This is a genomic window from Bacillus sp. DJP31 (genome assembly GCF_049310945.1).
GTDB lineage: Bacteria > Bacillota > Bacilli > Bacillales > SA4 > Bacillus_BS.
The window spans coordinates 26,939-45,070 of record NZ_JBMERO010000008.1; the positions used below are offsets into that span (position 1 = coordinate 26,939).

Genomic DNA, 18,132 nt, shown 5'->3' on the forward strand with positions numbered 1-18,132 from the left:
TAGTTTCGTACTTTTTGAGGTCCTTTCAAGAAAATAAACCTGCTAAAAAATCGCAGGTTTATTTTCTAATATAAGTATTTGAGGACTCTCTCATCAGCTAAATTCGTATCAATCGGGCAAATTGTTGAATCACGCCCATATTGCCATAACCAAACATTTGACTGACACTCCGGACTTACAGGATTATATTTTGGAGCTGTTCGTTCTTTCGTCACACCAATCTCGGGTTCTGCACTCCATAAAATCGTTTGAACAGCAACTTGATTATTTTCTTGAACGGCCTTACAGTATGCATCTTGGAAATTCCCTTTTACCGGATCATGGTATATTCCAGAGCGATATCCTGTAGGAAGCAAGCTCTCAGCCCAACCTCTAATCCAATCACTATCAACAGTAAAAAAATTTTCCACGTTAGCAAACAAAGCGATATCTTTTGGAATTCCTAATCTCTTTGCATGGTAGACAGCATTTCTCGCAGCAATTTGACCTTTGTCATATCCTACAGCTTCAGAGAACACGTTATAAATAGGTAAGACCTTCATACCCTTAGATCGGATGAACGAGATTTCTTCCTTTGTTAAGCCATCTGATACGTTAGGAACATCCGCTAAGTAACGCCCCCAATACTTTGGGCTTCCGTAATTAGATACTACACATGAATATATAGTTTCAGTTACTTTTGCCGCAGAATCAACTCCCCATACTTTTCGGGCCATTATCCTCCACATCCTTCTTCACAGACTAGTTCATGTATATGTAGGAGAAGGCTTGGATAATGATTGTTTTATAATTTGATATAAGAGGGTGTTCAAAAAGTCCGGCAAAAATAGCTTCAAATTTCTTCGTCAGCTCGTCTCTCCGCTCCTCACGTATACAAAACATACGCTCCGGTGCTCAAGACTTCGCTTCCTCGAACTTCTTTGCTCTTTTTGTCCTCCTTTTTGAACAGACTCTATAAGAGTTCTCCCCATGAAAAAAGGAAAACTAGCACATCCGTTCCAATCAACATATACTCCCTAAAATAGCTATTTTTCGATAATAACTACTTTTTCAGTGGCCTCTTTTTATGCACCTGGTTTTTTATACGGAACTCGTAAGTGAAAGATTAGACCTATAATGACAAGAATGATTAAAGATGACAAGGCAATTCGACTTGCTAGATTGCCCTGTTCAGCTAATACGAGAGTAATTGTTCCGTAGATCAGTGGTCCAATGATAGATGAGACCTTACCTGAGAAAGCAAATAATCCAAAGAATTGACCTAATTTCTCTTTTGGTGTCAATTCTACAATGAGAGTTCGTGATGTTACCCACATCGCTCCCATGGATACACCATATAAACTACCTGATATCCAAAACAGCCCTTGAGACGTTGCAACGGCCGCAATAACTAAGGCGATGATTAGTATAGATGCTACAATTGTTATTGCCTTCTTAGCACCGATACTTCTTGTGATATATCCAAATGCGAAAGATCCAATAATACTTGAAACCGTAGATACTAAATAAAGCAATATAAACATAGCAGTCGTAAAGCCAACAACTGCCTTAGCATAGATCGCCATTACCGCAATAGCTGTTGCAATCGCATCATTAAAGAAAAAATATGCGATCATAAATAGAAATATGGATTTATACTCACGCATTTCCTTAAAAGTTGCAATGATTTCACCATAACCACTTAAAAAACTTTTCTTTTCAACCACCGCTTTTCGAGGTGTATCTTTAAGTAGGAAAAACAAAGGTAAGGAGAAAAGTAAATAAAGAATACCTGTTGGAATAAACGCCTCGTGAAACCCGCTATCACCAACGAAAGGATAAACAGCTAATCCGACGAGTGTTCCTAAATATCCAACCGCTACCCCAAAACCAGAAATTAACGGTATTTCCCGATCTTTTCCTAAATCAGTTATCATCGTGTCGTAGAAAACAAGACTTGAATTAAAGAAAAATTTCGCCACGACAAATGATATAAGAACGAGCACAAGACCTAAAGGTAAGCCGAAAATCATTTGTTCTGAGTTGATTGAAGCGAACACACCCATTAATATTGTTGCTGCAATTGATATAAGGGCAAAAGGGACAAGAAATCTTTTCTTTTGGTTTGTCCGATCAATTAATACACCAAATAAAGGTGAGAATAGAACCAGGAAAAAACTGGCTATTGCATTGGCATACGTAATGAATGTACTAGCTATTTGGTTTAAAACCTCATTATTTCCTATTACCTCCTGTAAATAAAACGGGAAAAAAATCGTTGTAATATTAGATGAAAAAATCGTGTTAGCAAAATCATAAAACGCCCATGATAAAACGGGTAAAGATAAATATAATGCCATTGTACTTCGCTGCGAAGGATACGCAACATTATCCTTTTGCTGACTCATTCGTCTCACACCTTTCTTAAACAAATCTCACCTTATTAAATACGACTCTCCCCTCTCTAAACCTCTTCATTTACATCATATTTACAAAGTTTTTACTCTATACCACTCTAAAGCACCGGGGGCCAGGCCCCCATTGCTTTAAATCGATAAAGTAATGACCTCGTTTTTTATCGCATAAGAAGATTCTTTGGATCCATATTAAGGGAAGACTCCTGATAACCCAAGGACGAGAAATTTAAGAATATACTAAGACAAAAAAAATAAAACCCTCTATATTTTTAGAGGGGTTTTAAGGTGTTATCTTTAACAAACTGTATTTGTTTCAGGTGATGTCGATCATATCCCATGAAATCTTCGAGAAGTGACAGGTTAGAGAAGTGATGGTCACTAGTCTTAAAGGAGATTGTTAAATCTTCCTGATTGATTAATTCTAGCTGTTTGATGTATTCTTCTCTCACAGTAACAAATTCTCAAATCAGCTCTTCTTTAGTTACTGATTCCCTAGCGTATTGAGCAGCTCGTTCATTTACCTCTTCGATAGGTGGAAAAGGCTTGAGTAAATCACCACCTTGAACAATTGGAGTCTGCAAGCTAATGATAAATTAATCCCAGCTCAACAAGTAGGAAAGTATTTCTCCTGATGTCCATTTACCGTCTGCAATTGGTTTTACTCATTCTTCCTCTGTCATCTTATGTAGCGATTTGGCCCACTTTAGAAATCCAACATGCTCTTGTATAATTTTATCAGTCGATTTCAAAAAAACTCACCCTTTCAACTTGGAGAATAACTACTTATATTTGTCAAAAGGTAAACGTTTCCCTGTTTATTTCGTTTTTATCGGTAAGGTAATCATTACTTTTGTTCCTGTGTTTACTTCACTGAAATAGTGTAAAGTCCCATTCATTTCACGGATCAGGCGATTTGAGATCATACTGCCTAAGCCAGTTCCCTTCGTCTTTGTTGTATAATAGGGCAGTCCAACCTTCTCTAATTCCTCAGTTGTCATACCTTTCCCATTGTCCTCTATGATGATTTGTACAGTCCTCCTTCTATCACCATCCCGTTTAGAAACTTTGACAAATCCTCCTTCGTCAATTGCTTCTATACCATTTTTCACAAGATTCTTGATAGATTGCTTTAAATGACTCTTATCCACATATACCCTATGGGTACCTTCATTAAAAAAAGAGAGACTAACACCTTGGTAGGAGGCTAATGGACGAAGCAAGTCAACCGTGTCAAATAACACCGTTTCTAAGTCTACCTCTTCAAGCTCAAAAGCGTCTGGCTTGGCCAGCGTTAAATAATTTGTAATTATTTTATTTGTTCGATCAAGCTCTTCTATAATTAAAGGAGAATACTGCCTAAGTTTTTCATCCTTCGTATCTTTTACCAAAAATTGAATGAAACCACGGACCGTTGTGAGTGGGTTTCTAACCTCGTGTGCAAATGAGGCTGCCATTTGACTAACTGTAGCTAATTTATCTAAATAAACAGTTTCATCTAAAATGTGATTGGATGAAATCATCCTCTCGATAACAATGACTAGTGCTAAGTATGTAATTGAAAACGAGCTGAAGTAGATTAAGTAAAAATTTATATTAAGATGATCAACTGAAACATAGATAACAACTATGTAGGAAAGTAAATACAAAAATAAGATAAAAAGCGAGTAAAAAAACCTTCGATCCGATCTCAAAAAGAAATTCCTAAATAAGTAGGCTATTACAAAGGCGAGAACACATACTAAAATGCCGATATATGTGTAGCTACCGCCAATGAAAAATCCCCTTATTAATATGATGGATAAAGTACAAATTAAACCGGGTATTAATCCACCGTATAACGTTGCCATAAGTATCATAATCATCCGCAAGTCAAAATTCGTTTCGCCTAATGTTTCAATCGGATACATCATACATAAAATTCCCGCAAACGAACTGATAAGTCCATAGATAAGTTTCTGCTTTAAACGGAATGGAATTCCTTCACGGAATGGAAAAAATAAATTAGCATTAAAAGTTAATGAAAACAAAATCGTAATATTGACAACTAATGGTTTTATCAACGAGAACATGAGGTGCCTACCTTATCTTTTTAGTTCAATATTCCTATTCTATCATCATATATTTGATCTTCAAATAAGATTTAGAGTTGTTCCATTCTAAATAGATCAGTTTGGGAAAATCACAAAAAATCATTAGTGAGAAAAGGGCTGAATGTTTGCAAGAGGATGGGTAGGGGAGGACTTGATGGGAATTGAACCCACTACATGCACAGCAATTAGCATGTAACTACTAGCCGCTCTTCCATTGAGCTACAAGTCCATAACATTAGAATTTCCACCTGAATTAGAATTTATACAAAAAAAAGTGGAGAAATTAAATCTCCACTACTCTATTAATCATCCCAGTTCTAGATGTCCTTCTAACTCTTCATAAAGGATTTCAATCTTTCGTTGAACTTCCTCAAATTCTACTTGCAAAAGCTGTAATTTACTAAGTTCTTGTTCTTCCATCATCATCTGTTCAAAATTAGACTTAGTACTTTCCAATTCTTCAAGTCTCTTTTCAATTTCATCCATCTCTTTCTCCGTTTTTCTATCTACATGAATACTCTTTTTTGGTTGGTCAATTGTTTTTTCCTTTTGTTTATCCCTTTCTTTACTCACATTTAATTTATGCTGACTTCGTTTCTGTTTTGCCTCATCGTAGCTACCTAAATACGTAGTGATAATCAAATCTTCAAGCCAAAGAGTTTTAACAAATAACTTATTCAAAAAATAACGGTCATGTGACACACAAAGTATGGATCCTTCAAAATCCTGAAGTGTTTCCTCTAACACTTCTCTCGAATCAATATCTAAATGGTTCGTTGGCTCATCTAGGATTAGAACATTAATATCCTGATGCATTAATTGAGCAAGACGAAGCCTCATTCTCTCTCCACCACTAAGGTTCGTAATCTTTTTATAAACTGCAGGACCATAAAATAAAAAACGAGCCAAAATTTGTCTTGCGTCCCCTTCTGTTACAGGCACCTGATCTCGAAAAGCATCAATAACCAACTGATTATCCACAGATTCAAAAATATGCTGCGACAAATAGCCAATCTTGACGTTACTTCCTACTCTAACTTTTCCTGATGAAGGCTGTAGCTCTCCGAGAACCATTTTTAGTAGCGTTGATTTTCCTGTTCCATTTTTCCCAACGATAGCAACGCGTTCTTTATGTTGAAGGGTAAATGAAAAATCCTTCATTAAATCTTTACTACCAAAGCACTGAGAAACTTGCTCGTAAACAAAGACGTCCTTTCCACTCCGATCTGAAGTATCTAGTTCAAGTCCCATCTTTCTTCTCTCTAAAATAGGCCGCTTGATTTTCTCCATTCTATTTAGCGCCTTCTCCATACTTTTTGCTCTTCGATAAAATTTTTCATTTGGAGGATTGCCTTCATTTGCCCATTGCCTTAATCGTCTAATGGCTTCTTTTATTTTCTTGATCTTTTTTTGTTGTTCCTGATAGGCTGCAAATTGGTCTAACAACCTCTTCTCTTTTTCTTTTACAAACCCTGAATAATTAAAATTGTAACCTACTACTTCACCATCATCTAAATCATAAATATGTGTTACAACTTGATCCAAAAAATATCGATCATGAGATACAATTAATGTTGTCAAGCTCTCTGTCTGAATATACTCTTCTAGCCACTCAATTGCGTCTACATCTAAGTGATTTGTAGGTTCATCAAGTAAAAGCAAATCAGGCTTTTTTAGTAGTATGAGACCTAAACAAATTTTTGTCTTCTCTCCTCCACTCATGAGGTCAAAAGGCTGTCCTAATAGTAATTCAATTCCTAATCCATTGACAACACTCATCAACGTAGAATCCATTTCATACCCTCCAAGACGTGTAAATTCCTCTTGAATTTGTCCATATTCATCTAGAACTTTATCCAATACATCTGGTTCTGTTGATGAATCTGTCATCTTACCTTCTAAAATCTTCATCCTACTCCCTTTTAACACTAACGGCTCAAATGCTTGAAGAAGGACTTCATGACCTGTTACTTGCTTTTCATAGCTCGGTATTTGAGACAAATAACCTACTGCCAATCCCTTCTTCCGATGAATCGCTCCTCCGTCCAAGTCCTCAACACCTGAAATTAACTTTAAAATCGTTGTCTTCCCCGTTCCATTAGGTCCAACAAGTCCAATTCTTTGCCCAACCTGTATGTCAAAAGATAAAGATTCAAAAATCTTTGTACCTCCATAGCCTTTTTCAATTGAAGAAACTGCACAAATAATCAACTATATCACTCCGTTATTATTATTTTTCCATATAAAAAACCGTAGGGAATTCTTCCCCACGGTAAAAAAGCTATGTAACTACTTGGTTTTGCCATAAAAAAGACAACAAAAAAGATGCCCTAGGGCACCTCTTTCCCAATGATTACTCGGATCCGCTCGGGTTAAGAGATGTTGGTTGCTACTATGCGATTGTTAAAAAAAGACAGACTTCCCCCTTTGATAAAAATCGCAAATGTAATTGCACGACAACTGTCATTTAATTTAAACAATTGTGTACGAACCGCAACCTTGTTAAACATCTCTCAACACCTCCTTTTAATAATTATATATATTATACGATATTTCTGAATTATAATTCAAGCCTCTTTTTTCCAAAATGAAAAAAAGGCCACCACTTCAAGGTGACCTCAGCTATTTATTCTTTCCATCTATGAATTAATTGCTGATTTTGTCCTTTTGCAAACACATCGATTCTTCCCTTGCTCCAAGAAACAGCTGCTGGTTCTGATGAAAGAGTTCCGGCTAAGTTCTCCCACTCACTCCAGCTGGATCCATCCCAAAATTTATAAACGAGCTGATCCTTATCTCCTTTTGCGAATACATCAATACGATTTGGTCCCCAAGAGGCTGCTGTTGGACTTGATGTTAATGCCCCACCTAAGTTCTCCCACTCACTCCAGTTGCTACCGTTCCAATACTTATGGATTAAGGTTCGGTTTTCACCTCTAGCAAACACATCAATCCGGTTAGGTCCCCATGAAATGGCAGCAGGCGCTGAAGTTAATGTTCCACCTAATTCTTCCCACCCGCTCCATCTCTGTCCATTCCAAAACTTATGATACAGTCTTCTATTGGCTCCTCTTGCAAAGACATCCAGTCGATTCTCTGCCCATGATGCTACAGCTGGTGAGGAAGTTAGTTGGCCACCTAAGTTCTCCCACTCACTCCAATTTGATCCATTCCAATATTTATGGTAAAGAGCCTGGTCTTCTCCTCTACCAAATACATCAATTCGATTTCGTCCCCATGATACGGCAGATGGGGATGAAGTGAGTGAACCACCTAAACTTTCCCAGTCACTCCAATTCGATCCGTCCCAATACGTATGATAAAGGCTTTGACCTCTTCCTCTTGCAAATAAATCGAGTCTATTTTTTTGCCATGATGCAGCCGTTGGACCACTAGTTAAATACCCACCCAGAGACTCCCAATTACTCCATTCCTGTTCAGGTTCAAAATCAAGATTTTCTAATGTTAATCGAATAACACCCTTTATTACTCGCTCCACTACATTTTCAGGCACACCATATGCCCCTAAAAAGGGTACTATCCAAACGAACTGAGTACTAAATTTCCGGTATAATTGATTCGTTTTTTGATTAACTGATCCTTGTACAGTGTTAGCATTCGCACGAACAAAATCAATGACTAACTGAAATAGATATTTGGAGATGCCCCGGTTTACATTGAATTCCAATAGAGTATCCGCCAAACTTTTCAATTCACCTTTACTCGCATTCCAGACTCGTCTTAATTCATCATTTGGTTCCCGTGACGAGGCTTGATGATAAAAATGTAAAAATTCTTGTTGACCAGGAAAATAGGTTGACTGCTGTTCATATCCTTGAGTCGATGTATAAGTATGAGGTGAATAATTCATCTATTTTATTACCCCCTATTCGGATTAAGACCGTTTATTTTCATCTTCATTAACACCTTATGTGCAAGGACTCTTTTTTATTGCATATTTTTCTGTACCAGTTTGTAGAATTAGAGATTTTCTTTATCAAAAGGCTACTAAAATAGAAAAAGCCCACTGGGTTAACAGTGAACTCAACTCATACGTGTAATTCTATTGAGAAGGAAAAAGAAAAAACTTCAACTAACTCCTATTCTCTGCTATTTTCTTCAATTCGTTCGCACGGGAAATAATAAAGCCCCTCATATACTCTTCTAAAAACAATGTATAAGCAATAGTTCTCATCATTCCGAAGGGTGACTGAAAATTGAATTCCTCTGTCATAAGGGTTCCTTGATTTTCTTCTCTAAACGAATGTTTATGGGTAAAGGAATGAAATGCTCCTTTTACCATAACATCTACGAATTTATTAGGATTGTCCATCTCAGCAATTTCAGCTGTTAGTCTCTGTTTGATACCAAAATGAACCGCTTCCCAAGTAACAACATCACTCAGAACCAACAATCCCCTAGTCACTCCACCTACTGCTTTCTCTTTCGTCTTCGCTGTTGTTTTCGTGTGGATGTCTAGGTTCCTAGCAAAATTAAAGCATCTATTTATCGAAGCCTTTATATATACTTGATGAACAATGACAGGCATCTCTAGACCTCCTTTAAACGTAGAAGATTGCTTTATTAGGATTAAGCCCTAAAGCCAATCATCTCGCAGCAACTCCATATGAAAGGTGTCTATATTCTTCTGCGTGATGAATTTATGTTAAAGCGTGATAATCAGCTATAAAATAGGCCGGTTGATACTCATGAAATAGAGCTTGCTCCAAAGGTGGTATGGATGTAAAAAGGTCAAGTCTTATTGCATCGGCAGCCAGTTAATCCTCCAAATACCATTTTGATCCTTTGATAGGCCAAAGGCTAACCCTCCATTTTCTTTAATTTGTATATAGGCAGAATCTCTTTTCAAAATAGGTCTTTACTTCTTTGTCACCTTTCATGCCTCTAGGATCAAGCTCTCCGTTTATATCGAATGTTAGTTCATCCACTTGAATATTCATGACCTTAGCAGCCGCAAAAGCTGTAATACTTTCACAGCTTGCTAGGGCTCCCAATAAAGCATGAAGCGGAGTTGGCCCCTTATTTTCTCCACCTACAGAAGTTGGTTCATCTAAATAATAGTTATGCCCCTTTGCCTCAATCTTTGTTGAAATCCCAATTGCTTTACTTCTTGCTACGTAATTAATCTTTTTTGACATTTTCCAATCACCTCAACCTTACTATTCACCTTTAGGTTTAAAGTCCATTCGTTCGTGGTAATATATACTATATATAAATTTTTCTAAATTTTCTAAAAATAACTTTACATTATCACGAATTCGACCGATAATAGTAAAAAGGCAGAGGAGGAATTAAGATGAAACACTATGATGAAAAGCCAAAAAAGGAACTTGTATTGTTGACAACTTCAACTGAAGATTTAACAGAGTATTCTCTTGCCGCACAGCTGTTTCTAGATGAATCCCTTACCATGCATAACCAACGAAGACTCATGAACAAAATTGATGAAGCATTAATTCGAGGCGATAGAGAGTCCTTTATGGAGCTTTCAAAACAATATAGCAACCTTTTGAACTAATTCTTGGATTAAAATATAATTGTATTGTAATAGAAAAATCCCGTCTATTTTAAGACGGGATTTTTTCGGTTCAAAGCACTATATATTTAAGAATTATATTATTAAATGACCTATTCAATCAAATTTCCCTAATCACAGCACGAACTGGACTTGCATCCGCGTCTTTGATCGGTAAAGGTAAGGCAATAAGCTCGTAAAGACCCTCTTGAACTTCATCTAAAACAAGTCCTTCAAGAATGTGGATATCATGAAATGCAAGCTCATGGTGTGCGATTAACTGCTTACTGTCAAGTGGATCAACGGATGGCACGTCTACTCCAATAAGCTTTACTCCTCTTTTGGATAAATTTTCTGCTACTCCCATCTCAATATAAGTGATGTTTTCAGGAAATAAACTTCGGTCCTTCCAAGACATGGTCTTTAATAAAACAATCTTACAATCTTCTAAACTAGCATTTTCAATATCCTCAACCTTAATACATGAACGATTTGAAACATCTAACAAGATGGCTCTTCCGATGTAACGGGTGAGGTCTAAATCTAAAACCTTTTTCCCTTCGTTGTCAAAATGAAAAGGAGCGTCGATGTGCGTACCAGTGTGTGTGCTCATTTCAATTTTCCCAACATTTACTGATCCGGTTTCTTGTTTTGACCAATTTAGTGAGAAGGTAAAAGGTGTATCTCCCGGCCAGACAGCCGTTTTAGAATGCAACGTTTGAGAAATATCAATCCAGTTCATCTGAAAACCCCTTATCAAGCAATGACATTACGTTCATTTTTATAAAGTCTATACTCTTCTTTTTCCATGATTTCTTTTAAAATTTCAACCGTCTTCCATACCTCTTCGTACTTGTTGTAAAAGGCAATAGGAGCTAGACGTAACAGGTTTGGCTCACGGTAATCGGGAATTACTTGATGAGATCTTAATGCCTTACAAATACTCGCAGCCTCTTGGTGATGAAGGCACACATGTCCTCCTCTTTTGTTATCCTCTCTTGGATTAATAATCTTGAAAGAGTATTGGGTGAGTTCTTGTTCAATTAGCTCCATAAAATAGCTCGTTAAAGCTAGTGACTTTTCGTGCACATTTTTCATACCAGCCTCCTGAAACAATTCAAGTGAGCCAATTATAGGTGCCAAGCTAAGTATATGTGGCGTCCCAACCTGAAAAGCTCCTGCATGGTGTTCGAATTGAAGAACGTGTTCCATATCGAATTGCTTTTCCTTATTCGAGCTAAACCACCCAGCTAGACCCGGCTCCTTTCCAAAGTGTCTCTCATTCACATAAAGTCCTCCGACAGATCCAGGGCCACTATTGAGATATTTATAATTGCACCAGAATGCAAAATCAGGCTGTAGTTCATTGAAATCATGAGGAATCACTCCAATTGAATGAGCTAAATCAAACCCGATTAAAATACCTCGCTCGTGAGCAGCAGTTATCAGTCTTTTCATGTCCAGTAATTGACCGCTTCGATATAAAACAGAAGATAAAATGACCATCTGAATGCTGTTATCCATCGCTTCAATAATATCTTGCTCGTCCAAAATGTATCCATCTTTACTCTCTACTTGAATGAGGTGTTCTGATGGTGAAAGCCCTTTTAATTTCAATTGGCTTTTCATCGCATAAATATCTGATGGAAAGGTAAGCTCGTCCGCTAGTATTCTATTCCTAGTAGGAGTTGGGTTGAAAAATGTTGCAAGTAACTGATGAAGATTGGAAGTTGTGGATCCAGTAACGATTACTTCCTTCTCATTTGCTCCAATTAACTGCCCCATCTTTGATCCTAGTTCTTCTGATAAATAAAACCATGGTGTTAAACCATTCATCCAGCCTTCTATGGCATAATCCTTCCAACTGTTTAGAAGATGATAAACACTCTCCTCCGAACGTTTTGAAAGCAACCCAAGAGAATTCCCATCCAAATAGATGGTATCCTCCTTCGAATAAAATTCATCACGGAAATGGCCTAACTGATCCTTTTGGTCTAGCACTCTCGCATAATCTATTGTAGTATTCATAATTCCCTCCGTTATTTTTCGATAATTCAGTCATACCATGTTTTATGTACAATGAAAAGCATGATTTCATCTTTTAGTAAAAAAAACAACAAGAGAGTATCCCTCCCTTGTTACTAAACACCCTTGTATTTCGTTAGCTTTTCAAGATCGAATCCAAATATCACTTCTTCCCCTAAATTCCCTTTAACAACTGTAACTGGAGTTGCAGCCGCACCTAACGCAATGAGTTCATCTACATATTTAGGATTTTTCCGAATATCTCTTTCTTCAAATGTAATGTTGTTATCTTTAAACCACAGCTTTTGTTCATGACATGGTGGACAGGTTTCTTGTGTATAAATAATAATTTGATTCGACATATTTACAGCTCCCTTATCATTCATTATTCACTAACCCGATGAAACCCTTGGTAGCGTGTTCCTTGGTGGGTTAGGTCTCCTTTATCTCCTTCAATTATGATCCCGGATTCCTCACCTGACACTTGTAGCTCGACTCTTTCCCCGCTTCCCTCTAAACCAAATGTAACATAATACGAAGTTCTAGCACTTGTTTCTCTACCGCCACTCACTTTAGTTCTCTTAGAAAGAACTCGAACTCTCTCAACTAAGACTGGAGAATTATTGTTTCTCACCCAGATGAGAATTCCACTTCCTATAGCGAAAATAATAAATCCAAAAATGACAAAGAAAATACCAAAGAAGAAGATTTGAAAAATAAGTGGTTCTCCACCAAAAGAATCTTCTAAAAACATAAACTTTCCCCCTCTCTCCTAATCCTACGACTTACCGATCTAAATGTTTCACTTAAATGGACTGATTTTTAAAAATACATTAAGCATAGACTATATTCTACAAAGTTAGAAACTTTCCTTTTTTCAAAAAAAAGCTTATTTAAGCTGTAACTTTGCTACTAAATTTACGTTTACTTAATGAGGCATTTTATCAATTTGTCCTGGGGGGGGGGATCCTTTTGAAATGGTTTATGATTGGTTTCTTTAGCATTCTTTACTTACTTATTACATTCTTTGGCCTTGGACCTGTCTTAATGGCAGATGGTTCCATGCAAGAACGTGTAATCACATTAGCTGTCGTCGTTTTGTTGTATGTGGTTCTATCCATTGTTTTTAGATCTCTATTAAAAAATTCAAATAATCCTTTACATTCTTTCGAGTCCTTTGGGAAAATAAAGATAAGATAATTTGGTTCAAAGGAAAGGGATTACTTATGGGTTCAACAAATGCTCCGTTGAAGTTTGACTATGTGCTTGCCTTCTTATTATTTCTATTGTTTTGCGCAAGCTGTATCGCGATATATAGTGCACAAACTACCTCAACCCAATATGAGGAGAATTTTTTACTTAAGCAAATTGTTTGGTATGTCGTTGGGGTGTGCATCATAGGGGGCATCATGATCTTCGAGCCCGACCAAATCAGGAAACTTTCTTGGTATTTATACGGATTCAGCATCATGATTTTAATCGGCTTATACCTTGCTCCCGCTTCACTTGCCCCAAAAATCAACGGAGCGAAGAGTTGGTTTATCCTACCTGGTTTTGGTTCGTTTCAGCCATCGGAAATCACAAAGGTATGTTTAATAATCGTATTAAGTCATGTGATAACCAAACATAATGAGGTGAGAATCCATTCTACACTTCAATCCGATCTCCTGTTACTGGTAAAAATAATAATGGTCGCATCGGCCCCTATGGGATTGGTCATACTCCAGCCAGATTTAGGAACAACACTAGTCATGATGGCGATAACAGTTGGCCTGATTTTCATGTCAGGGATATCTTGGAAAATACTATTCCCTATTTTTACGATGATTTCAGTTGTCACATCAGCAATCTTTTATTTTGTATTAAATGCACCACACTTACTTGAAAAATATTTGCACGTAAAGCAATATCAATTTGGTAGGATTTATTCTTGGCTTGACCCTATGACCTACAGTAGTAGCACGGGTTACCAATTAATAAATTCTTTAAAAGCTATTGGTTCTGGAATGTTAGCAGGTAAAGGGCTCGGTTCAAATGAAGTGTATATTCCTGAAAATCATACAGATTTTGTTTTTACCGTCATCGCTGAACAATATGGATTCATCGGTGCAACTATTGTCATTTGTCTTTTATTTCTTCTACTCTATCACATTACTAAAGTAGGACTTTTATCTAACTCCTACTTTGGTTCCTACCTGTGTGTCGGGGTAATTTGTATGATTGGTTTCCATGTAATCCAAAACATTGGCATGACAATTGGATTGTTACCCATAACGGGAATTCCTTTACCTTTTATTAGTTACGGCGGAAGCTCATTAATTGGGAATATGTTCGCAATCGGACTTATTTTTAGTATTCGTTATTACTACAAGACGTATATGTTTTCGGATTACTAAGAGGAACAAGGGGACAGGTACCTTGTCCCTCGTGTTTTGTTATTTTAACTGACTTTTTGCCATTTCAACTAGTTCTGATACCATTTTACCTCCAATAGCTCCTCCAACTCTTCCAGCTTCTCTCGATGTGAGTTGCTCGTTGTAACCCTCTTTCAGAGTTATCCCTTCTTCCTTTGCCATTTCTATTTTTGCCTGGTTATGCTCATGTATCGAAAAGCCGTTCTCATTCATAACTTTAACCTTTAATTTATTGAGTCCATCTCTCGCCTCTGGTACAAGTGTTTTCCTTCCTCTACTCATAAATGTCACTCCTTTTTTTATTATTCTCTGTTAAAAGTGCGGATTTATTTAAAATAAGTGACTTTGTGTTGACTTATATTTTTGTTTTTTGGTACTATTATGTTCAAGTTAGATAGTTACGATGACAGACAAATAGTAGCTAATCACCTCATGTTAAGCGAGTCAGGGACAGTGAAAGCCTGAACATGATGGTTAGTGAAGAGGCGGTCTAGAGTAATCGATTTTAAAAGAGGGTTTGCATTTGTGTAGACCAACTAGGGTGGAACCGCGGGAGATACGCTCTCGTCCCTAGGCTTAATAGGCCTAGAGACGAGAGCTTTTTTGTTTTCGTACTAGGGAAAAAGGAGAGAGTTAAAATGAGTAAAACAATGGAACAAGTCGTTTCCCATGCAAAACATAGAGGGTTCGTGTTTCCAGGATCTGAGATCTATGGTGGTCTTGCAAACACTTGGGATTACGGTCCTCTTGGAGTAGAACTGAAGAACAATATTAAAAAAGCTTGGTGGAGAAAGTTTGTTCAGGAATCTCCATACAATGTGGGACTTGATGCTGCGATTCTAATGAATCCTCGAACTTGGGAAGCTTCTGGACACATTGGTAACTTTAACGATCCAATGATTGATTGTAAAAGCTGTAAAGCTAGACATCGTGCTGACAAGTTGATTGAAAATGCATTAGATGCTAAAGGGATTGAACTGATTGTCGACGGACTTCCGTTTGAAAAAATGGAGGAACTGATCAAGGAGCACAACATTGCTTGTCCTGAATGTAATAGCAAGGATTTCACAGGAATCCGTCAGTTTAACTTAATGTTTAAAACATTCCAAGGTGTAACAGAGTCTAGCACAAACGAGATTTTCCTAAGACCTGAAACAGCTCAAGGAATTTTCGTTAATTTTAAAAATGTACAACGCTCGATGAGAAAGAAGCTTCCGTTTGGTATTGCACAAATCGGTAAAAGCTTCCGCAATGAAATTACTCCAGGTAACTTCACGTTCCGTACGAGAGAATTTGAACAAATGGAATTGGAGTTTTTCTGTAAGCCCGGTGAAGAATTAGAATGGTTTTCTTACTGGAAAACAACTTGTGAAAAATGGCTATTGTCTCTTGGAATGACAGGTGAAAACTTCCGTTTACGTGATCATGATGAGGATGAGCTATCACATTATAGTAATGCGACAACAGACTTTGAATACAAGTTCCCATTTGGCTGGGGCGAGCTTTGGGGTATTGCTTCACGTACAGATTTTGATTTGAAACAGCATGCTGAGTTTTCAGGTGAGGATTTTAATTATATCGATCAAGAGACGAATGAGCGTTATGTACCTTATTGTATCGAACCTTCTCTTGGTGCTGATCGTGTAACTCTTGCGTTCATGATTGATGCGTATGAGGAAGAAGCATTAGAAGATGGTACATCAAGAACTGTGATGAGACTACACCCTGCCTTAGCACCCTACAAAGCAGCTATCTTACCATTGTCAAAGAAGCTATCTGATGGTGCGAGAAAGGTGTTTGAAGATTTAGCGAAACACTTTATGGTGGATTATGACGAATCAGGATCGATTGGTAAACGCTACCGTCGCCAAGATGAAGTTGGAACACCATTCTGTATCACGTACGACTTTGATTCAGAACAAGATGGAACGGTTACAGTAAGAGACCGTGATACGATGGAACAACAACGAATTTCCATTAATGAATTGAAAGCATATATTGAGGAAAAGCTTCAGTTTTAATAAAAATTTTACTAACAAAAAAAGCAGTGTGATACTAGTTTGAAGCACACTGCTTTTTCTCCTTTACATTGTTAGGGATAAGCCATCCTTATTAGAATATAGAACCCGTTCGTAACAAGGATCAAGTTAGAAAAATGAAGGAGCGATTATCTAAAGTATTTTACGGATTTTATGGACATTATAAAATCGGAGGTGATTGAATGACCATTGCAAAAGTTGGTGAAGTTATTTCCTTTTCAAGAGAAGGAAGTAACTATGAAGGTGTCGTTTCTGGCATTAGGGAAAATTCCGTTATTGTTGATTACGGCGATTTAAAAGACAAAAGTGAACCCATTAGGACAATTGTTAGTCATAAAAACTACAAGATACTTAATAGTGAAAAGAAAAATAAATAACCAATTAATTTAAAGCTCAATAAAGAAATATTCTAATTGCGTCATTTGAATTTATTTTTCAACCATCTTATTAATTGAAGGTGAAAAAGTGACAAATCGAAATCCTATTGAGTATTCAGGAAAAGTTCTCGATCAAAGAAATAATCTTACTAGTCCTGACGAAGGTAAGCTAACATATCCAGAACAACCAAAACATGTATCTATTCAGCATCCAGATAGTAAAAATGTTCAATAGTCTTTTTCGTAAAACTACAACTATGATTTAAAGTAAATGGGCTGCCAATGCCGCAGCCCTTTTCCAATGAAAGGATTCTGCGTTATCCACCGAATGCCTATAAAAAGGATGAAACAAAACCACGTGCAAATAGATATATTCTTAATGGATTAAAGAAATTCAGTAGACCCTCTCCAAACTTCTTCCAATGTATCCCTAAAAAGTTGATTTAACTGCTCTGTTGGGTCCTGAATTTCAACCTCTAGATTCTTTGCAAATGCTTCTAGTTCTTCAATCTCTTCGTTCAGGAACTGGTTTAACACTTCAATTCTTGGTTCTAAATCCAGTTCATCTCCTGACATTTTACGCTGCAATAAAATCGTGATTTGTTCCTTCAGTTGGCCAATTGGCACAATATCCTCGACTAACTTATGAAATTCAATCGGTGGAATCGTATTGTATTTTTGAATCCATTTTGCAGCAAGGATTGGACGAAGGACGTAGAAGTATTTTTTAATTTTCACCTTTTGGCCCTGTAAATAGTCCCGGTAATTCCCTTTTGCCATATTAAGATAATGGTACATGCAAGAATTCGGAGCAAAGATATTTGTATCTAACTCTCTCATTTTATCAACGCCTGAGTATGATTGATAATATACGATACTGGAATACATCCACTCTAGAAGGGGTGGGTTTGATTTTCTGAATAGCTTTAAGGCCTTTGTAAGTTCCCACCCACTGACATCTAAAAGCTCATGTATGGGAATTGAAAGTGAGTCATGCTTTGGAATTTCGATTACATCTCGCTTTTGATCAATTGAAAGATACCAGTCCGGATTATGAATATAAATAAATCTTACATCATAGTCACTATCTTTAGAAGGAAACCCCCAAGCGCGACTTCCAGACTCACAGGCATATAAAACTTTCACATGATAATCTATTTCAATTTGTTTAATGACGGTTAGAATGTGTTCTCTCATAATGAATACCTCCTGTGTAAAGTTAATTATTTCATTCTACTATCAATTAATTGGGTTG

At 37.0% G+C, this 18,132-nt stretch carries 21 protein-coding genes and 1 tRNA gene; 6 read left to right on the forward strand and 16 right to left on the reverse strand.

Features of this window, described 5'->3' with window-relative positions:
- Window positions 1–65: 65 nt before the first annotated feature.
- The 10 genes from ACOI1C_RS09355 to ACOI1C_RS09400 all read right to left on the reverse strand — a co-directional run bounded on the left by ACOI1C_RS09355 (window position 66) and on the right by ACOI1C_RS09400 (window position 9,645).
- On the reverse strand, window positions 66–716 hold the full coding sequence (locus tag ACOI1C_RS09355; RefSeq protein WP_422510210.1) for a glycoside hydrolase domain-containing protein: 651 nt from the start codon (window positions 714–716) through the stop codon (window positions 66–68).
- A 25-nt stretch (window positions 717–741) separates the two neighbouring features.
- Window positions 742–882 carry a hypothetical protein gene (locus tag ACOI1C_RS09360; RefSeq protein WP_422510212.1) on the reverse strand — a complete coding sequence of 47 codons (141 nt, stop codon included), beginning with the start codon at window positions 880–882 and terminating at the stop codon, window positions 742–744.
- Between the two features lie 182 nt (window positions 883–1,064).
- Window positions 1,065–2,387 (reverse strand): MFS transporter, encoded by a 1,323-nt coding sequence (locus tag ACOI1C_RS09365; protein WP_422510214.1) that lies wholly within the window; start codon window positions 2,385–2,387, stop codon window positions 1,065–1,067.
- An 824-nt stretch (window positions 2,388–3,211) separates the two neighbouring features.
- Complete coding sequence (locus ACOI1C_RS09370; RefSeq protein WP_422510216.1) at window positions 3,212–4,465, reverse strand: ATP-binding protein; 1,254 nt, start codon at window positions 4,463–4,465, stop codon at window positions 3,212–3,214.
- Between the two features lie 167 nt (window positions 4,466–4,632).
- Window positions 4,633–4,715 (reverse strand) — tRNA-OTHER (locus tag ACOI1C_RS09375).
- 77 nt (window positions 4,716–4,792) lie between these two features.
- On the reverse strand, window positions 4,793–6,697 hold the full coding sequence (gene abc-f, locus ACOI1C_RS09380) for a ribosomal protection-like ABC-F family protein (protein ID WP_422510218.1): 1,905 nt from the start codon (window positions 6,695–6,697) through the stop codon (window positions 4,793–4,795).
- A 161-nt stretch (window positions 6,698–6,858) separates the two neighbouring features.
- On the reverse strand, window positions 6,859–6,996 hold the full coding sequence (locus tag ACOI1C_RS09385) for an RAxF-45 family protein (RefSeq protein WP_422510219.1): 138 nt from the start codon (window positions 6,994–6,996) through the stop codon (window positions 6,859–6,861).
- A 116-nt stretch (window positions 6,997–7,112) separates the two neighbouring features.
- Complete coding sequence (locus ACOI1C_RS09390) at window positions 7,113–8,357, reverse strand: sialidase (RefSeq protein WP_422510221.1); 1,245 nt, start codon at window positions 8,355–8,357, stop codon at window positions 7,113–7,115.
- Window positions 8,358–8,579: 222 nt separating this feature from the next.
- Window positions 8,580–9,035 (reverse strand): SRPBCC family protein, encoded by a 456-nt coding sequence (locus tag ACOI1C_RS09395; RefSeq protein WP_422510223.1) that lies wholly within the window; start codon window positions 9,033–9,035, stop codon window positions 8,580–8,582.
- A 289-nt stretch (window positions 9,036–9,324) separates the two neighbouring features.
- Window positions 9,325–9,645 carry an OsmC family protein gene (locus ACOI1C_RS09400; protein WP_422510225.1) on the reverse strand — a complete coding sequence of 107 codons (321 nt, stop codon included), beginning with the start codon at window positions 9,643–9,645 and terminating at the stop codon, window positions 9,325–9,327.
- A gap of 158 nt (window positions 9,646–9,803) precedes the next feature.
- Here ACOI1C_RS09400 and ACOI1C_RS09405 point away from each other — a divergent pair, with 158 nt between their 5' ends.
- Complete coding sequence (locus ACOI1C_RS09405; RefSeq protein ID WP_422510227.1) at window positions 9,804–10,025, forward strand: IDEAL domain-containing protein; 222 nt, start codon at window positions 9,804–9,806, stop codon at window positions 10,023–10,025.
- Window positions 10,026–10,143: 118 nt separating this feature from the next.
- Here ACOI1C_RS09405 and kynB read toward each other — a convergent pair whose 3' ends face one another.
- The 4 genes from kynB to ACOI1C_RS09425 all read right to left on the reverse strand — a co-directional run bounded on the left by kynB (window position 10,144) and on the right by ACOI1C_RS09425 (window position 12,801).
- Complete coding sequence (kynB, locus tag ACOI1C_RS09410) at window positions 10,144–10,764, reverse strand: arylformamidase (RefSeq protein WP_422510229.1); 621 nt, start codon at window positions 10,762–10,764, stop codon at window positions 10,144–10,146.
- Window positions 10,765–10,778: 14 nt separating this feature from the next.
- Entirely contained in the window at window positions 10,779–12,050 is a 1,272-nt protein-coding gene (gene kynU, locus ACOI1C_RS09415) for a kynureninase (RefSeq protein WP_422510231.1), read from the reverse strand.
- 113 nt (window positions 12,051–12,163) lie between these two features.
- Window positions 12,164–12,409, reverse strand: a complete 246-nt coding sequence (locus ACOI1C_RS09420) for a glutaredoxin family protein (protein ID WP_422510233.1) — start codon at window positions 12,407–12,409, stop codon at window positions 12,164–12,166.
- 23 nt (window positions 12,410–12,432) lie between these two features.
- On the reverse strand, window positions 12,433–12,801 hold the full coding sequence (locus ACOI1C_RS09425; protein ID WP_422510235.1) for a DUF2500 domain-containing protein: 369 nt from the start codon (window positions 12,799–12,801) through the stop codon (window positions 12,433–12,435).
- Window positions 12,802–13,019: 218 nt separating this feature from the next.
- Here ACOI1C_RS09425 and ACOI1C_RS09430 point away from each other — a divergent pair, with 218 nt between their 5' ends.
- A complete protein-coding gene (locus tag ACOI1C_RS09430) occupies window positions 13,020–13,247 on the forward strand; it encodes a DUF6954 family protein (protein ID WP_422510236.1) in 228 nt (75 codons plus the stop codon).
- Window positions 13,248–13,273: 26 nt separating this feature from the next.
- Window positions 13,274–14,443, forward strand: coding sequence for an FtsW/RodA/SpoVE family cell cycle protein (locus ACOI1C_RS09435; RefSeq protein ID WP_422510238.1), 1,170 nt, complete (start codon window positions 13,274–13,276; stop codon window positions 14,441–14,443).
- Between the two features lie 39 nt (window positions 14,444–14,482).
- On the opposite strand, the gene ACOI1C_RS09440 is transcribed toward ACOI1C_RS09435, so the two are convergent.
- Window positions 14,483–14,743, reverse strand: a complete 261-nt coding sequence (locus ACOI1C_RS09440; protein ID WP_422510240.1) for a small, acid-soluble spore protein, alpha/beta type — start codon at window positions 14,741–14,743, stop codon at window positions 14,483–14,485.
- Between the two features lie 356 nt (window positions 14,744–15,099).
- Between ACOI1C_RS09440 and ACOI1C_RS09445 the strand changes: the two genes are divergently transcribed.
- From ACOI1C_RS09445 to ACOI1C_RS09455, 3 genes are all read left to right on the forward strand, one after another.
- A complete protein-coding gene (locus ACOI1C_RS09445) occupies window positions 15,100–16,482 on the forward strand; it encodes a glycine--tRNA ligase (protein WP_422510242.1) in 1,383 nt (460 codons plus the stop codon).
- Between the two features lie 200 nt (window positions 16,483–16,682).
- Window positions 16,683–16,877 (forward strand): DUF2187 family protein, encoded by a 195-nt coding sequence (locus tag ACOI1C_RS09450; RefSeq protein ID WP_422510244.1) that lies wholly within the window; start codon window positions 16,683–16,685, stop codon window positions 16,875–16,877.
- Between the two features lie 88 nt (window positions 16,878–16,965).
- The gene (locus ACOI1C_RS09455; protein ID WP_422510246.1) at window positions 16,966–17,112 is read left to right on the forward strand and encodes a hypothetical protein; all 147 of its coding nucleotides are present in this window, start codon (window positions 16,966–16,968) and stop codon (window positions 17,110–17,112) included.
- Between the two features lie 149 nt (window positions 17,113–17,261).
- Here the strand turns inward: ACOI1C_RS09455 and ACOI1C_RS09460 are convergent, their stop codons facing one another.
- Window positions 17,262–18,074, reverse strand: a complete 813-nt coding sequence (locus ACOI1C_RS09460) for a nucleotidyltransferase domain-containing protein (RefSeq protein ID WP_422510247.1) — start codon at window positions 18,072–18,074, stop codon at window positions 17,262–17,264.
- Between the last annotated feature and the right edge of the window lie 58 nt (window positions 18,075–18,132).

Excerpts from the sequence above, each read along its gene's own strand:
- ACOI1C_RS09460 (WP_422510247.1), bottom strand. The coding sequence starts at position 18,074 with ATGAGAGAACACATTCTAACCGTCATTAAACAAATTGAAATAGATTAT.
- ACOI1C_RS09370 (WP_422510216.1), bottom strand. The coding sequence starts at position 4,465 with ATGTTCTCGTTGATAAAACCATTAGTTGTCAATATTACGATTTTGTTT.
- ACOI1C_RS09420 (WP_422510233.1), bottom strand. The coding sequence starts at position 12,409 with ATGTCGAATCAAATTATTATTTATACACAAGAAACCTGTCCACCATGT.
- ACOI1C_RS09365 (WP_422510214.1), bottom strand. The coding sequence starts at position 2,387 with ATGAGTCAGCAAAAGGATAATGTTGCGTATCCTTCGCAGCGAAGTACA.
- ACOI1C_RS09360 (WP_422510212.1), bottom strand. The coding sequence starts at position 882 with ATGTTTTGTATACGTGAGGAGCGGAGAGACGAGCTGACGAAGAAATTT.
- kynB (WP_422510229.1), bottom strand. The coding sequence starts at position 10,764 with ATGAACTGGATTGATATTTCTCAAACGTTGCATTCTAAAACGGCTGTC.
- ACOI1C_RS09400 (WP_422510225.1), bottom strand. The coding sequence starts at position 9,645 with ATGTCAAAAAAGATTAATTACGTAGCAAGAAGTAAAGCAATTGGGATT.
- ACOI1C_RS09425 (WP_422510235.1), bottom strand. The coding sequence starts at position 12,801 with ATGTTTTTAGAAGATTCTTTTGGTGGAGAACCACTTATTTTTCAAATC.
- ACOI1C_RS09355 (WP_422510210.1), bottom strand. The coding sequence starts at position 716 with ATGGCCCGAAAAGTATGGGGAGTTGATTCTGCGGCAAAAGTAACTGAA.
- ACOI1C_RS09405 (WP_422510227.1), top strand. The coding sequence starts at position 9,804 with ATGAAACACTATGATGAAAAGCCAAAAAAGGAACTTGTATTGTTGACA.
- ACOI1C_RS09440 (WP_422510240.1), bottom strand. The coding sequence starts at position 14,743 with ATGAGTAGAGGAAGGAAAACACTTGTACCAGAGGCGAGAGATGGACTC.
- ACOI1C_RS09445 (WP_422510242.1), top strand. The coding sequence starts at position 15,100 with ATGAGTAAAACAATGGAACAAGTCGTTTCCCATGCAAAACATAGAGGG.
- kynU (WP_422510231.1), bottom strand. The coding sequence starts at position 12,050 with ATGAATACTACAATAGATTATGCGAGAGTGCTAGACCAAAAGGATCAG.
- ACOI1C_RS09450 (WP_422510244.1), top strand. The coding sequence starts at position 16,683 with ATGACCATTGCAAAAGTTGGTGAAGTTATTTCCTTTTCAAGAGAAGGA.
- ACOI1C_RS09435 (WP_422510238.1), top strand. The coding sequence starts at position 13,274 with ATGGGTTCAACAAATGCTCCGTTGAAGTTTGACTATGTGCTTGCCTTC.
- ACOI1C_RS09390 (WP_422510221.1), bottom strand. The coding sequence starts at position 8,357 with ATGAATTATTCACCTCATACTTATACATCGACTCAAGGATATGAACAG.
- ACOI1C_RS09385 (WP_422510219.1), bottom strand. The coding sequence starts at position 6,996 with ATGTTTAACAAGGTTGCGGTTCGTACACAATTGTTTAAATTAAATGAC.
- ACOI1C_RS09395 (WP_422510223.1), bottom strand. The coding sequence starts at position 9,035 with ATGCCTGTCATTGTTCATCAAGTATATATAAAGGCTTCGATAAATAGA.